14 protein-coding genes and 1 pseudogene are annotated in these 15628 nt (G+C 50.5%); 5 read left to right on the top strand and 10 right to left on the bottom strand.

Features of this window, described 5'->3' with window-relative positions:
• The first annotated feature begins 43 nt into the window (after window positions 1-43).
• The 3 genes from sppA to pncA all read left to right on the top strand — a co-directional run bounded on the left by sppA (window position 44) and on the right by pncA (window position 3695).
• Window positions 44-1900: a signal peptide peptidase SppA gene (sppA, locus tag J4645_RS04795; RefSeq protein WP_001259864.1), complete on the top strand. Its 1857-nt coding sequence runs from the start codon at window positions 44-46 to the stop codon at window positions 1898-1900.
• Window positions 1901-1995: 95 nt separating this feature from the next.
• Window positions 1996-3012 (top strand): asparaginase, encoded by a 1017-nt coding sequence (ansA, locus tag J4645_RS04790; protein WP_001170136.1) that lies wholly within the window; start codon window positions 1996-1998, stop codon window positions 3010-3012.
• Window positions 3013-3038: 26 nt separating this feature from the next.
• Window positions 3039-3695, top strand: a complete 657-nt coding sequence (pncA, locus tag J4645_RS04785) for a bifunctional nicotinamidase/pyrazinamidase (protein ID WP_000184707.1) — start codon at window positions 3039-3041, stop codon at window positions 3693-3695.
• A 102-nt stretch (window positions 3696-3797) separates the two neighbouring features.
• Here pncA and J4645_RS04780 read toward each other — a convergent pair whose 3' ends face one another.
• The 8 genes from J4645_RS04780 to J4645_RS04745 all read right to left on the bottom strand — a co-directional run bounded on the left by J4645_RS04780 (window position 3798) and on the right by J4645_RS04745 (window position 12520).
• Window positions 3798-5156 carry an MFS transporter gene (locus J4645_RS04780; protein WP_023214491.1) on the bottom strand — a complete coding sequence of 453 codons (1359 nt, stop codon included), beginning with the start codon at window positions 5154-5156 and terminating at the stop codon, window positions 3798-3800.
• Between the two features lie 136 nt (window positions 5157-5292).
• The gene (locus tag J4645_RS04775) at window positions 5293-6051 is read right to left on the bottom strand and encodes a DeoR/GlpR family DNA-binding transcription regulator (RefSeq protein ID WP_000719104.1); all 759 of its coding nucleotides are present in this window, start codon (window positions 6049-6051) and stop codon (window positions 5293-5295) included.
• Window positions 6052-6180: 129 nt separating this feature from the next.
• Window positions 6181-7164, bottom strand: coding sequence for an aldo/keto reductase (locus J4645_RS04770; protein WP_000782142.1), 984 nt, complete (start codon window positions 7162-7164; stop codon window positions 6181-6183).
• A gap of 9 nt (window positions 7165-7173) precedes the next feature.
• Window positions 7174-8121: a sugar kinase gene (locus J4645_RS04765; protein ID WP_023214492.1), complete on the bottom strand. Its 948-nt coding sequence runs from the start codon at window positions 8119-8121 to the stop codon at window positions 7174-7176.
• A gap of 4 nt (window positions 8122-8125) precedes the next feature.
• Complete coding sequence (locus J4645_RS04760) at window positions 8126-8962, bottom strand: ketose-bisphosphate aldolase (protein WP_023214493.1); 837 nt, start codon at window positions 8960-8962, stop codon at window positions 8126-8128.
• Between the two features lie 21 nt (window positions 8963-8983).
• The gene (locus J4645_RS04755) at window positions 8984-10027 is read right to left on the bottom strand and encodes an NAD(P)-dependent alcohol dehydrogenase (protein WP_023136859.1); all 1044 of its coding nucleotides are present in this window, start codon (window positions 10025-10027) and stop codon (window positions 8984-8986) included.
• A 10-nt stretch (window positions 10028-10037) separates the two neighbouring features.
• On the bottom strand, window positions 10038-11417 hold the full coding sequence (locus tag J4645_RS04750; protein WP_023214494.1) for an MFS transporter: 1380 nt from the start codon (window positions 11415-11417) through the stop codon (window positions 10038-10040).
• 26 nt (window positions 11418-11443) lie between these two features.
• On the bottom strand, window positions 11444-12520 hold the full coding sequence (locus tag J4645_RS04745) for a zinc-binding dehydrogenase (protein WP_000645184.1): 1077 nt from the start codon (window positions 12518-12520) through the stop codon (window positions 11444-11446).
• Between the two features lie 295 nt (window positions 12521-12815).
• Here J4645_RS04745 and J4645_RS22170 point away from each other — a divergent pair.
• A pseudogene (locus J4645_RS22170) lies at window positions 12816-13238 on the top strand (glycosyl hydrolase family 18 protein); the annotation flags it as partial.
• Window positions 13239-13412: 174 nt separating this feature from the next.
• Here J4645_RS22170 and J4645_RS04735 read toward each other — a convergent pair.
• Window positions 13413-13691 carry a YeaC family protein gene (locus J4645_RS04735; protein WP_001046864.1) on the bottom strand — a complete coding sequence of 93 codons (279 nt, stop codon included), beginning with the start codon at window positions 13689-13691 and terminating at the stop codon, window positions 13413-13415.
• A 41-nt stretch (window positions 13692-13732) separates the two neighbouring features.
• The gene (gene msrB, locus J4645_RS04730; RefSeq protein WP_001519539.1) at window positions 13733-14146 is read right to left on the bottom strand and encodes a peptide-methionine (R)-S-oxide reductase MsrB; all 414 of its coding nucleotides are present in this window, start codon (window positions 14144-14146) and stop codon (window positions 13733-13735) included.
• A 341-nt stretch (window positions 14147-14487) separates the two neighbouring features.
• On the opposite strand from msrB, the gene gapA reads away from it, so the two are divergent.
• Window positions 14488-15483 (top strand): glyceraldehyde-3-phosphate dehydrogenase, encoded by a 996-nt coding sequence (gene gapA, locus J4645_RS04725; RefSeq protein WP_000153505.1) that lies wholly within the window; start codon window positions 14488-14490, stop codon window positions 15481-15483.
• Window positions 15484-15628: the final 145 nt, after the last annotated feature.

Genomic DNA, 15628 nt, shown 5'->3' with positions numbered 1-15628 from the left:
CCTCACCAAGGTATAAGCGTTGTTACTCAGATAGGGAGAATACATGCGAACCCTGTGGCGATTTATTGCCGGATTTTTTAAATGGACGTGGCGAGTGTTGAACTTCGTCCGTGAAATGGTACTCAACCTGTTCTTTATTTTTCTGGTTCTGGTGGGCGTTGGGATCTGGATGCAGATCGGTAACGGCAGCAACAGTGAGCAAACCGCGCGCGGCGCTCTGCTGCTGGATATTTCCGGCGTCATTGTGGATAAACCGTCCACCAATCACCGTCTGGGCGCGCTGGGTCGCCAGTTATTTGGCGCCAGCTCCGACCGTCTGCAGGAAAACTCCCTGTTTGACATCGTCAACGCTATTCGTCAGGCGAAAGATGACCGTAACATCACTGGTATCGTTCTGGATCTGAAAAACTTCACCGGCGCCGATCAGCCGTCAATGCGCTATATCGGTAAAGCGCTGCGCGAATTCCGCGACAGCGGCAAACCGATTTTTGCCGTGGGTGAAAACTACAGCCAGGGTCAGTATTACCTCGCCAGTTTCGCCAATAAAATTTGGCTTTCCCCACAGGGTCAGGTAGATCTTCACGGCTTCGCTACGAATGGCCTGTACTACAAAACGCTGCTGGATAAGCTGAAAGTCTCTACCCACGTTTTCCGGGTCGGCACCTATAAATCCGCCGTCGAGCCGTTTATCCGCGACGATATGTCGCCCGCCGCCCGCGAGGCCGACAACCGCTGGATAGGCGAACTGTGGCAGAACTACCTGCATACCGTTTCCGCCAATCGCCAGATTTCGCCGCAACAACTCTTCCCCGGCGCCCAGGCTATTATCGACGGGTTAACCAGCGTGGGCGGTGACACCGCCAAATATGCGCTCGACCATAAACTGGTGGACGCCCTCGCCTCCAGCGCAGATGTTGAAAAAGCGCTGACGAAGCAGTTTGGCTGGAGTAAAACCGAAAATAACTATCGCGCGATCAGTTATTACGATTATTCGCTGAAAACGCCTGCGGATACCGGCGGTACTATTGCGGTTATTTTCGCCAATGGCGCGATTATGGATGGCGAAGAAACGCCAGGGAATGTCGGCGGCGACACTACGGCATCGCAGATCCGCGACGCACGTCTTGATCCTAAAGTGAAAGCGATTGTGCTGCGCGTCAATAGCCCAGGCGGGAGCGTCAACGCCTCCGAAGTTATCCGCGCCGAACTGGCGGCGGCAAGAGCGGCCGGCAAACCGGTGGTGGTCTCAATGGGCGGCATGGCGGCCTCCGGCGGTTACTGGATCTCTACGCCGGCAAACTATATCGTGGCCAGCCCCAGCACGCTGACGGGTTCAATTGGCATCTTCGGCGTCATCAATACGGTAGAAAACAGCCTGTCGTCGATTGGCGTACACAGCGACGGCGTTTCCACCTCGCCGCTGGCGGATATTTCGATGACCAAAGCGCTGTCACCGGAAGTGCAGCAGATGATGCAACTCAGTATTGAGTACGGCTACAAACGCTTTATCACGCTGGTGGCAGACGCGCGTAAGCGTACGCCGGAGCAGATTGATAAAATCGCACAGGGCCATGTCTGGACCGGAGAAGACGCGAAAGCCAATGGTCTGGTGGACAGTCTCGGCGACTTTGACGACGCCGTCGCCAAAGCGGCGGAGCTGGCGAAACTGAAACAGTGGCATCTTGATTACTATCAGGACGAACCGACGGTCCTTGATATGGTCATGGACAGTATGACCGGATCAGTACGCGCCATGCTGCCGGAGGCCATTCAGGCGATGCTCCCGGCGCCGCTCGTTTCCGCCGCCAACACGGTGAAGGCCGAGGGGGATAAACTGGCGGCATTTAACGATCCGCAAAACCGTTATGCGTTCTGTTTGACTTGCGCGAACGTTCGCTAATGCTTCATCAATAGCCATACCGGATGGCGGCGTCTGCTCATAGCCGCCATCCGATAATCATTAATACGTCCTTCGCGACACGACTGAACATTATCATGCAAAAGAAATCAATTTACGTTGCCTATACCGGCGGTACTATCGGTATGCAGCGCTCAGATAAAGGGTATATCCCGGTGTCCGGGCACCTTCAGCGCCAGCTGGCGCTGATGCCGGAATTCCACCGCCCGGAGATGCCGGATTTTACCATCCATGAATATGCCCCGCTGATGGATTCATCAGATATGACGCCGGAAGACTGGCAGCATATCGCTGCAGATATCAAAGCGCACTACGATGAGTATGACGGTTTTGTTATTCTGCACGGCACCGACACGATGGCGTTTACCGCATCGGCGCTCTCTTTCATGCTGGAAAATCTGGGTAAACCGGTTATTGTGACAGGGTCACAAATTCCGCTGGCTGAGCTGCGCTCCGACGGGCAAATTAATTTGCTGAATGCGCTTTATGTCGCCGCCAACTATCCTGTTAATGAAGTAACGCTGTTTTTTAATAATCGTCTGTTCCGCGGCAATCGCACGACCAAAGCCCATGCGGATGGTTTTGACGCTTTTGCCTCTCCTAATCTGCCGCCCTTGCTGGAAGCAGGAATTCACATTCGCCGTTTAAATACGCCTCCCGCGCCCTACGGTTCTGGTGAATTAATCGTTCACCCTATTACACCGCAGCCAATAGGCGTAGTGACCATTTATCCGGGGATTTCCGCCGAGGTAGTACGTAACTTTCTGCGTCAGCCGGTAAAAGCGCTGATTCTGCGCTCTTATGGCGTAGGCAACGCGCCGCAAAATAAAGCGTTTTTACAGGAGCTGAAAGAGGCCAGTTCGCGCGGCATCGTGGTGGTTAACCTGACGCAATGCATGTCAGGGCGAGTCAATATGGGCGGGTACGCTACCGGTAATGCACTGGCGCACGCTGGCGTGATTGGCGGTGCCGATATGACCGTCGAAGCCACCTTAACCAAACTGCATTATTTGTTAAGCCAGGGTCTGGACACTCAGGCGATTCGTAGCGCGATGGCGCAAAACTTGCGTGGTGAATTGACGCCGGATGATTAAAAAATCCCGACGACAAGGAGAAGATAATGACAAACCGGGCCTTATTACTGGTCGACTTGCAAAATGACTTTTGCGCCGGCGGCGCGCTGGCTGTAGCGGAAGGCGACAGCACCATCGACATCGCCAACGCTCTTATTGACTGGTGCCAGCCCCGGCAGATTCCGGTGCTGGCCAGCCAGGACTGGCATCCCGCGCAGCATGGCAGCTTCGCCAGCCAGCATCAGGCGGAACCCTATAGTCAGGGAAAGCTGGACGGGCTGCCGCAAACGCTCTGGCCGGATCACTGCGTTCAACATACCGACGGCGCGGCGTTACATCCCCTGCTTAACCAACATGCGATTGACGCCTGCATCTATAAGGGTGAAAACCCGCTGATTGATAGCTACAGCGCGTTTTTTGACAACGAACATCGGCAGAAAACTACCCTTGATACCTGGCTTCGCGAGCATGACGTTACCGAGCTTATCGTGATGGGGTTGGCGACCGATTACTGCGTAAAATTTACGGTGCTGGATGCGCTAGAGTTGGGCTATGCCGTTAACGTTATCACCGATGGCTGTCGCGGCGTGAATATTCACCCGCAGGATAGCGCACACGCGTTTATGGAGATGGCGGCGGCAGGCGCGACGCTGTATACGCTGGCAGACTGGGAAGAGACGCAGGGCCAGGCTGTCGCCAGGTAGCGGAGCAGGTATCGTATCCGGTCAATACATCACGCAACGGTGAGACCATTGCATAGATCTGTGGGCCGGATACATCACGTCAGCGTCGCTACCAGGCAAAGCTCAACGCAGGCTGGAGAGCGCTTCTAACGAAACTCTTCTCGTTTCAATGCCAAAACAAAATAATATCAGCGCGCACGCCGCCAGCAGCATACCCAGCACAACAAAAACGGTGACAGATCCATAGCGGGTCAGCAAAACCGCCACACCGTAGGGGGTAAAGACAGCGACAATCCGCCCTACCGCATTCACAAAACCCGATCCACGTAATCTAAGGTGCGTAGGCCATAATTCGGGAACGTAAACCGCCGAGGCGAAGCAGACGTACATATACAGAAAGGAAATCATGACTAGTCCATAAACCAGAATGGCCCATTCCTCAGTCTGTATTGAGTAAAAATATCCTACTACCGCAATAATGATAAGCAACAGCGAACCAAATAACCGTCTGGGGAAATGATCAATAATGAGCGCGGCGATAAATATGCCCACCGGCGCGCCAATCATAATGATGGCGGTCATGAAAATGGATTTTGTAACATCAATTCCTGAATTAACAAAAATTGTCGGGATCCATACCGTAATGGTATAAAGCGAAATGTTCATCGCAATCAATACAGTGATCGCCACTAACGTGCGCCGCAGCATTTGTCCTTTGAATAATATCCAGAATGTACCGTTTTCAAAGCGCGATTCCATGGATTTATTGCTTTCCTGATGCGGCGGCAAAATAATACTTTTTTCTTTTTCTATTTGCGATTCAATCATGAGAAGCTGTTGTTCAGCCTCGCGTTGCCGCCCTTTACCTGCTAACCACCTGGGCGATTCGATAAAGTACTTCCCCGAAAGAGACCACGCCAGCAGCATCCCTATCCCGCCAAGAAGAAACATCATCCGCCAGCTTAAAAACGCAATGACCACTACGCCAATCCCCGCAGACAGCATCGGTGACCAGTTCCCTACAAAAGAGAGACGCGCGGACCATTTTCCTCGTACAACGGGAGGGATAAACTCGGTAAAAGAAGCATATCCAACCATAATCAATGCCCCCATGCCTGTCCCCATCAGACAACGAAAGAAAATCAGCCAGTACATATTGGGAACAAATGCGGCAGCCGTTGCGGAGATGCCCACAAGCAACAAATTAATGCGAAACGCTTTTCGACGCCCCAGGTAATCCCCAATAAAACCGCCGGTAAGCGAACCAATAAAATAGCCAAGCATCAGTGCCGATGTGAACGCGGCATTAAGATAATTATTCGACCAGCCATTGTTTATCAATTTGGCCAGAACCACATTTCCTGAGTAACTCAAAAACCCCGTTAATAGCAGGCCAAAACTAATTATTCCAAAAATACGAAAATGAAACCGGGATAAAGGTAAGCGGTCTAGTCTGGCGCCGATATGATCATTGTCTTCCATCTGGATGGCCTCTAACGCAGCAAAATAATAAATTATTGTCTCGCGGCAAAGGGGTATTTGCCGCACTTGCTATCATCTGCCGTTTTTTTTTGGCATAGTCCAGGCGAAAACAATCCAGTCAAGGATAATCTATCGATTAATAGACAAGCTGGATATTATTTTTATCGCAAAATGCGATCCATTCATCACCTGGCGTTTTATTCGTTATCAGGTAATGGATATGACTAAAATCGACCAACCGCACGAACGCTTTGCGATCAAATTTTGAGTGGTCCACCAATAACGCCACCTCTGTGGCCTGGCGAATCATCGTTTTTTTGATTTCAGCTTCCGCCTCGTTAGAATCAAGCGCCCCGCTCGCCATATCCAGCCCTTTACAACTCATTACCATAATATCAACATGATAACGGCTGATTATTTCTTTAGTGATACGCCCCTGCAGCGATAGCGTATTTTTATTTAACTCACCGCCCGTAGAAACAAGATTAATGTCCGATTGCGCCAGTTCATGGAAAGCTTCCGCTGAATTAGTTAACAAAGTAAGATCGTTTCGGTCTTTCAGGAGTTTTAGCAATTCCATTACCGTACTGCTGGAGTCGGCGGCCATCGTTGTTTTGTTTTTAATAAACGGAAGCGTATTACGGGCTATAATTTGCTTCTCTTCATAGAACGATTTTGCACGCTTATAAAAATGGATATTGTCAGCCAGCACCGCCGAATTTAATACCGCACCGCCATAAGTTCGAGTCAAAAAGCCTTCATCTTCGAGTTTTTCCAGATCGCGTCGAATTGTCTCTTCGGTTACCTGAAAAATTGAACTCAAGTTAGAGACTGTTACTTTTTTATCATTAGCGACCATTTGTTTGATCGCCTGAATCCTGTCTTTCGCCGCCACGATTACACCTCTGTTTTCGACGTCATGATAAACGTTGAGTATCTCACAGACTATGTTTACTTTCAAAATAAGCCGTTTGAATAACAGATTTTATCTGCATTTCGCCAAAAAAGAGGTGTAATGTATTGCTTATGGATTGTCCAGCGCTTCCGCCATTTGTCTCATCAATAACGCATCGTCATCCGTTAAGGTGATGGACAGCGCAGCGATATTCTCTCGTACCTGCTCCGGCGACGTGGCGCCGCTCAGTATCGAAATCAGTTCGCTTTGTCGCAATATCCACGCCAGCGCCAGCGTCGGAACGGCGCAATGGTATTTGTCGCACAATGGCTGCCACTGCTCCAGCATATCAATAACCCGCAACATATTCTCACGCTGGAACCAGAGTTTATTCGCTCGCGCCCCGCCGGGAACATAGTCACGGGTAATGGTGCCGGTTAACAAGCCCTGCTCCAGTGGCGAATAAACCTGTACCACGATGCCGTGCTCGCGGCATAGCGGCAGCAGCTCCGTTTCCAGCGCCCGGTCAAGAATGCTGTATTTCGCCTGTATGATGTCCAGCTCGCCATGTTTAAGGTATTCGCGGATATGGCTGACATCTACATTCGCCGCCCCGATAGAACGGATTTTCCCCTCTGCTTTCAGCTCATTGAGCACGCCAACGGTTTCTGCAATCGGCGTAAAAAACGGCGGTACCGACTGCCAGTGGGTCATATAGATATCGATATAATCAATCCCTAGTCGCTGGAGACTGGCATCGACTTCTTTACGAATAGAGTCCGGAGAAAGATTTTTATAGAGCTGGCGATCGCCGACTTTATTGAACAGGCTTCCTTCCCGCTCCCAGACGATCCCGCATTTGGTCTCCACCACCATCTCGTTACGCGGTAATTTTTTCAGCGCCTGGCCGACAATCACTTCGCTATTGCCAAAGTTATAGCCCGGCGCCGTATCAATCAGGTTAATACCGCAACGGTGCGCCTCAACGATAGTATCGATGCAGACCTGCATATCGAGGTTGCCATTCCATGCCGGACCGCCGCCGATAGCCCAGGTGCCGAGTCCCATACGGGAAAGCGCTATATCTGTATTACCTAAAGGTATCATTTTCATCTGCCGCTATTACCCTTCGTATTCATTCAGGAGTTGTTCCACTAGCATTCTGTTTTTCACGCCCGTTGTGGCGCCCACGCTGAGTACCGATATCGCGGCCGTCGCATTGGCGAACCGTGCGCATTCACGCAGCGTTTTTCCCTCCAGTAGCGTGGCGATAAATCCCGATGCAAAATTATCGCCGGCGCCAATAGTGTCGATGGCGGTAATGCCTGCCACCGCAGGCACCTCCATTTTTATATCGGCGCTTTTGATAAAGCAGCCTTTCTTGCCAGTTTTAATCACCACTGTTTTTACGCCACATTGCAAAAAACAATCGGCAATATCATCCAGCGTCTCTTTCCCGGTCAGTTTTTTGGCTTCATCAATATTAGGAAACAGATAATCGACAAAACTTAGCGCTTCGCGAATATCGTCCAGAGTTTCATTCAGCCGCGGTTTGATCATGTCAGCGCAGATAACCAGTTGATGCGCTTTCGCCTGCGTAAAAATAGCCGTTAATGCTTTGCCATCCAGCAGCGGGCTGTTAAAGATACTTGCCAGTGATAACAGCCTGACCTGAGAAAAACGGTCAAAATCGACATCGTTAATATTTAGCTTCCACAGACTGCCGTTACGGTTAGTGACAAAGGTGCGCTCACCATCATCAGTCACCAGCCCAACATTAATTGAGGTATCAATATCAGCATCCTGCTTCAGGCTCTGAATATCGATATTCTCCTTCCGACAGTGGTCGAGAATAAAATATCCTGCCGCATCGTCGCCAACGCGACTCATTAGCGCAGTGCGATGCCCGAGACGCGAAATAATCGTGGCTTCATTAATCGCATCTCCCCCTGTGGTCATGGCAATTCGTTCTAATGGATACGAATCGACATCAAAGATATTTTTACTAACCGGTTGCAAAGGAATGTCGACAATGGCCGCCCCTATGCAAAGAACTTCGATTTCGTCCATATCATCATTCCGCTTTACCATCTGAACCAAACAGTTTGATTTTTTCCAGTGCGCGGGCTTTTACCGCTTTGCGTACTTCGCGTTCCAGATGCAGGAACGGCTGATCCTGATTCTCTTTTACCGCTACCATCGCAGCCTGACACAATTCGGTGTGGATATTGATTTTCGAGATGCCCAGCGAAATGGCTTTTTTGATATCCGCGTCGCTAATACCGGAAGCGCCGTGTAACACTAGCGGTACGGAAACTGCCTGGCGCACGCGCTCCACGACCTCAAAATTCAGTTTTGGTTCAGAGGTGTACACGCCATGCTGGTTGCCGATGGCGACCGCCAGCGAGTCACAACCGGTGCGCGCTACAAATTCCGCCGCCTGATCCGGGTCGGTATAGTGATACCCCGCCAACGCCTCTTCATACACCGTTTCGTTCCCTACGTGCCCTAACTCCGCCTCTACCGGAATACCCAGCGGATGAAAGAAATCAACGGCTTCTTTGGTCAGGCGAATATTTTCTTCAAAATCAAAGGATGAAGCGTCACGCATCAGCGAGTTCATGCCGTGCGTCCAGGCATTATGGATAATGTCCATGCTACGTCCATGATCCCAGTGGGTAATTACCGGCACAGAGGCTTTTTTAGCCATGGAAACCATCATATGAGAGAAGTCTTCAAATGAAGTATTGCCCACAAATCCGGTACCAAAGGAGATAATAACCGGCGAATTTGCCTCTTCCGCCGCATCAATCACTCCCCTCAACATTTCCGCATTCCACACGTTAAAGTGCGCAATCGCGTAATGTTTATTTTGTGCATCATTTTCCCAATATTTTATATCTGCCAACATCGCTGTTTCTCCCGTTTTTTATTAATCGCAAACTTTAATAACGCCTTTAATAATGTCGCGTTTGTTATTCACCGACTCTTCAAATGCACGTTGCACGTCTTTGTAATCGTAAATATGCGTCACCATTGATTTCACATCGAAACGCCCGGAGGAGATGGCATCAATAGTCACCGGATAGCGGTTGGCATAGCGGAATACCGTCTGGATGGAGACTTCACGGTTAATTTTGAGGAAATTAATCGCTGAATCTCCCGCGACAGTGCCGACAATCATGATCTTCCCGCCGCGCATGACCAGATACGGCGCTTGCTGAGTTGTGACGGCGGAACCGGCGGTTTCAAACACAATATCGGCGCCCATATCGTCGGTGAACTGCTGGCAGCGCGAGACAGTATCTTCTTTCGCCCCATTGATAACGGTTGTCGCTCCCAGTCGTTCAGCCATTGCTAGCCGTTTTTCCAGTACATCTACTACCGCGATATTGGTCGCCCCCAGACACTTACACGCTTGCAGGGTCATTAAACCAATGCAGCCCGCGCCGAGAATGACGATTTTCTTACCCGGTTTAACATCCGCCAGCATTGCCGCGTGCATTCCAACAGCAGCGGGTTCCACCAGCGCACCTTCCATAGTGTCCATATTGTCCGGAAGCTTGTACGTAAAACTTTCCGGATGGCACAGATAGTGAGTTAAGGCCCCGCGATAATTCGGCTGCGTCGCCATAAAATCAACATCCGGACAAATATTGTATTTTCCTTCCAGACAATAGCGGCAGTGGCCGCACGGCACGCCCGGCTCGATATTAACCCGATCGCCTGGCTTAAATTTGCTTACCCGCTTGCCGACCGCAATGACCGTTCCGGCACACTCATGACCGAGACCAATTTCCTGATTTGGATCCTTCGGCGGAATGAATGGCCCGGATTCAAAACCGTGAACATCTGAACCGCAAATACCGACATATTCCACTTTGATCAATACTTCGTTTTCTTTTGGTACTGGAATATCAGCCGCCATAATTGTCATGGTGCCAGGCGTTTTTAATATCGCTTTTGAATTTTTCATTTTTATTCCTTTATTTACTCGTGACCTTATCAATGCCCAGACTTTCGACCGAAACACCCCTGGTCTCGATTCCGATAGTCGCTATTGCAACAGCGACGATAATCGAGACAGCGCCCAGCAGGACGAAAACGCCCGTCACGCCATAACCGTTGAGTAATACCGCCACTGCATAGGGGGCAGCGATACCGCTGATTCTGCCGACAGCGTTCGCCAGGCCGGAACCGCGAAGTTTCGCTTCTGTTGGCCAGATCTCCGGCACATAGACCGCCGAGGCATAACAGACATACATATAGACAAAGGTAATCAGGAAAAAGCCAATTAAGGTGATAAGCAACATGCTGGTTTGCAGTGAATAAATATATCCCAGCACGGCAATCAGAATTAATAAACCGACACCCATGGTTTTGCGCGGAATTTTATCCATTACCAGCATAGCGATAAATATGCCAAACGGTGCGCCGAACATACTCATGGTATTTAAAACGATCGAATCTTTGAGGTTGATGCCCTGCGTCATAAAGATGGTGGGCAGCCAGTTAATTAACGTGTATTGCACAACGTTCATGGCAATCAGCACGCAGGAACCCAAAATAACGCGTTTCAGTAATACGCCAGTGAGCAACGCTGAATACGGTACGGAACGCGGCGGCTTGCCGCTGCTTTCAATAATAACCGGCGGCAGCGGTTTTCCTGTCTGACGTTCGACGCCTGCTTCAATGGCCTGCATGACCTTTTCGGCTTCCTGATAACGCCCGCGCGATTCCAGCCAGCGGGGAGATTCAGGGAAGTATCGCCAGGCAAGCACAGTAGCAATCAGCGACAGCACAGCCGGGATCAGTAACTGCACGCGCCAGTTCCATTCCGCGCTAATTAGCGGCGTCAGCCCCATTGCAATCAGGGAACACAATGGATATGACCAGTTGCCAATAAACGAAACACGACTCGACCAGGTTCCCCGATTTCTGCCCGGCATATATTCGGTAAAACCAGCAAACAGGGTGACCAGTAGTGCCCCTAATCCCACGCCCATCACAAAACGACAGGCGATCAGAAAGCTCATATTCGGTGAGAATGCGCCAACCACCATCGCGGCGATATGGATTGCCTCATAAAGAATAAAGGCGTTCCTGCGCCCGGTTTTATCGCCGATAATGCCGCCCACCAGCGCGCCGAGAAACATCCCCGCTGTGGTAATGGCGGAGAAGGTGGCTGTCGTGGAATTATCGGTCCAGCCTAACTCCTTGAGCTGGGCAAGAATTAATCCGCCGACGGCATTACTCCAGCAAACAAGCAGACCAAAGGCGACGACGGCAAACATTGATGAATGCCAGCGGCAATCCGGCAGGCGATCCAGCCGGGCGCCGCAGTGCGGTTTTGTTATCTGTTCCATGCGATAACGTTCCTTTAGCAGAAGGGTTATTCATCAAAGTCGTAGGTCATGATCACTTTAATGGCTGTCTTATCGACCATTGCGTCAAACCCTTCGCGCCACTGAGAAAGACCGATACGATGGGTGATCATCGGTTTTACTTTGATAGCGCCGCTGGCAAGCAGGCGAATCGCATTGCGCCAGGATGTGGAGTCATAGGCCATATGCCCAATGATGCTTTTGTTCCAGGAAGTAATGTCGTTGATGGAGAAATCGAGCGGCTTAAATCCCATACCGACGCGAACCACTTCACCATTTGGCCGTAGCATGTCGATGGCCTGTTTAAGCGCAATGTTGGCACCGGAGCATTCGATCACCAGACCGAGGTTGTCTTTGCCGCAAATCTCCCGGCAGCGTGCGACGACATCTTCCGTGGAGCCGTTAACAAACGCCGTCGCGCCGAGTTCTTTGGCCACAGGGAAACGGACAGGAACATCCTCATCCAGACCAACCACCACGATATTTACCGCCCCCATAATGCGGGCCATTTGGACCGAAAACAGACCTAACGGACCGGTGCCGATGACTACCACGTCCTGGCCGGGTAAAAATTTGGATTGCTGGGCGATAGATTTATAGGCGTTGCAGATAGGGTCCAGAACTGCGGCTTCCTCGTAATCCACGCCTTCCGGGATCTCCCACAGGGCATGGCGATGGATTTTCAGGATTTCTCCCGGAACCAGGCAGTATTTGGAGAATCCACCGCCCCAGGTGTTGTTATCCAGACCCAGATTCACTTTTTCTGTACAACACAGAAAATCGCCTTGTTCACAGGCAGGGCAAACGCCGCAAACGTGTCCGCTGTTGTCAGAAACCACGCGCTGGCCGACTTTCCAGTCTTTCACTTTTTCGCCCACCCGCGCGATACGTCCGGCGAATTCATGACCGCGAACGGAGTTAAATTCGTCGGACCCGCTGTCAACGTTATAGTGCTTCATATCCGCGCCGCAGATCGCCGCCGCTTTGATTTCGATAATCACGTCTTCCGGACCGCATACCGGCTCCGGGACATCAATCATTTTGTAGCCGCCAAAGGCCTTGCCAAATCTCGCCAGTGCTTTCATTGCATCTTCCTTTGTGTTTGGTGTGCATCAATGCTCATCATACTTATCCATAAAATCTTTAAGGTCAACAATAAATCTTTAAAACACAGATAATGATCTGTATTTGCCAACCAAGATCACAAACTCAACGAAACAAACGGCGATAAAACCAAAAAGATGGAAGCCGTATCGCGAAAGACGGCGCGAACGCCTGCGCAGGTTTCCATGGATGAAGACGCTAATCTGCTGCGGTTATTTTTTCGCCACCCAATTCTGTGGCGTGTTTCTGTGTTAAATGTCAAAAAGGATCGTTAAAGAAGCCCGCGCGGTGTTTATTAAACCGGCGCAGAAGATTGTCGACAAATATGGTCTCGATGGGATCGCTCTTGACTGGGAATATTCGGTTAACGTCGCATTTAAAAGCGCTTCGTCAGCTAATGAGCCCCAAAAGCGGGTCACCCTCGCCGTCGGCACGAATGCGGAAAATCCGAAAAGCTGGCTGGACGTGAAAGCTATAGCCCCGTAGCTCGACTTTATCAATCTGATGACTTACGACATGGCCTTATGGCACGCAGTATTTCAACGCCAATCCGTATGACTCAAACGCCTGGCCTGCTGCTGACAGTAAAGTCTGCCGGGGGAAGGCACTGTTTGCCCTCTCTTATGAAAATCCGCGCCGGTGGGGATCAACGCGGACCAGATTAAAAAGCGCGGGCTGGCCGGCGCAATGTTCTGGGAATAAGGCACCGATGACAATAACCAGTTAGCAACACAGTTGGCGGACCCGCTGGACATTAAGCGTTATTCGTAAAAATATGGCGGGCCTGTATCTGGCAGCAATGAGCAGGCCCGGTAAGCACAACGCATTGGCAATTAAACCACCGGATGGCGACTACCTCTTATCCGGCTGCCGTTACTGCATTTTCAATGTCGCAATCGGCTTTGACGTAATACCGAAATCCGCTTTGAGCTGCTGCTTGCTTTTCATCACCATCTGACCGTGAGTATCGATCGTCATATGTTGCGCTTCGGTATTGTGCCGCGCCTGCCATAGCATCACCAGCTGTAGGCTGTTTTCTTTCTGTTCCGGCGTCAACGCCACGCCATCCGGCCATTTACCCAGCTCAACGGCGGTGGATAAACGTTGATACACTTCCGGCGTCATGCTGTTAATGATCTCATCAAGATTCATGATGTGTCCGCTCCTGTGGAATAATTTGCTGAATCGTTTTTTCAGCCTTTCAGTTGATCGCCGTTTTTCTCGTCAGAAAAGGCCAGCGAGGCCGAGTTAACGCAATAGCGCTCACCGGTTGGCTGCGGACCATCCGGGAAAACGTGTCCGAGATGCGCATCGCAGTTTCCGCAACGAATTTCGACACGCTGCATGCCATGAGAAAAATCGTCTATGTAACGAATCGCCTCTTCGCTGACAGGCTGGTAAAAGCTAGGCCAGCCGCAGCCTGAATCGTATTTGGTGTGGGAGTGAAAAAGCGGCGTATCACAGACCAGGCAGTGATAAACCCCATCGCGTTTATTATGTAGCAGGCGTCCGGTAAATGGCGGTTCTGTGCCACGATCCTGCGTCACGTAGAATTGCATTTCGGACAATTTTTTCTTGAGTTCTTCTGCTGAAGGTTGGTTAGCCATTTGCTCACATCTCACTTTAAACGTGCTCACATTGCCTGACCGATTCTAACAAAACATTAACACCTCAGTACCAACTTTTGTTCTAAACTTGATCATTGCGAAATGGCGGCTCACGAATCGTGACTGATGTCACATTATTATCTCGGTTGCCCTTTAAAATTCGGGGCGGCGCCCCCATGTGGTTTCAAGCCGAAAGGAAGAGTGAGGCGAATCAGCCGCGCAAAGGTTGTGCAGAGGATTGATTTGTCGCAATGATTGACACGATTCCGCTTGACGCTGCGTAAGGTTTTTGTAATTTTACAGGCAACCTTTTATTCACTAACAAATAGCTGGTGGAATATATGACTATCAAAGTAGGTATCAACGGTTTTGGCCGTATCGGTCGCATTGTTTTCCGTGCTGCTCAGAAACGTTCTGACATCGAGATCGTTGCAATCAACGACCTGTTAGACGCAGAGTACATGGCATACATGCTGAAATATGACTCCACTCACGGCCGTTTCGACGGTACTGTTGAAGTGAAAGACGGTCATCTGATCGTTAACGGTAAAAAAATCCGTGTTACCGCTGAACGCGATCCGGCTAACCTGAAATGGGACGAAGTTGGTGTTGACGTAGTGGCTGAAGCTACCGGTATCTTCCTGACTGACGAAACCGCGCGTAAACACATCACCGCTGGCGCGAAAAAAGTGGTTCTGACGGGTCCGTCTAAAGACAACACCCCAATGTTTGTTAAAGGCGCTAACTTTGACAAATACGAAGGCCAGGACATCGTTTCCAACGCTTCCTGCACCACCAACTGCCTGGCGCCGCTGGCTAAAGTTATCAACGACAACTTCGGTATCATCGAAGGTCTGATGACTACTGTTCACGCGACTACCGCAACCCAGAAAACCGTTGACGGCCCGTCTCACAAAGACTGGCGCGGCGGCCGCGGCGCATCTCAGAACATCATCCCGTCCTCTACTGGCGCTGCTAAAGCAGTAGGTAAAGTACTGCCGGAACTGAATGGCAAACTGACCGGTATGGCGTTCCGCGTTCCGACTCCGAACGTATCCGTTGTTGACCTGACCGTTCGTCTGGAAAAAGCGGCTACCTACGAGCAGATCAAAGCTGCTGTTAAAGCTGCTGCCGAAGGCGAAATGAAAGGCGTTCTGGGTTACACCGAAGACGACGTTGTATCTACCGATTTCAACGGCGAAGTATGCACTTCCGTGTTCGATGCTAAAGCAGGCATCGCGCTGAACGACAACTTCGTGAAACTGGTCTCCTGGTACGATAACGAAACCGGTTACTCCAACAAAGTACTGGACCTGATTGCTCACATCTCCAAATAAGTTGAGATGACACAGTCATTGGTAAGAGCGACTTAGGTCGCTCTTTTTTTTGCTTAAAGATATACCCGTCATACTTCAAGTTGCAGGTGTGTTGGCTATGCTTTCTCACCCGAATCACTGACGGAAGTCGAACTTATCGGGATGA

The organism is Salmonella sp. 32082101201600294FB01SM01 (genome assembly GCF_017572865.1).
GTDB lineage: Bacteria > Pseudomonadota > Gammaproteobacteria > Enterobacterales > Enterobacteriaceae > Salmonella > Salmonella enterica.
Note: the sequence above shows the minus strand (reverse complement) of the source record. Positions and strands in the feature narration are given on the sequence as shown.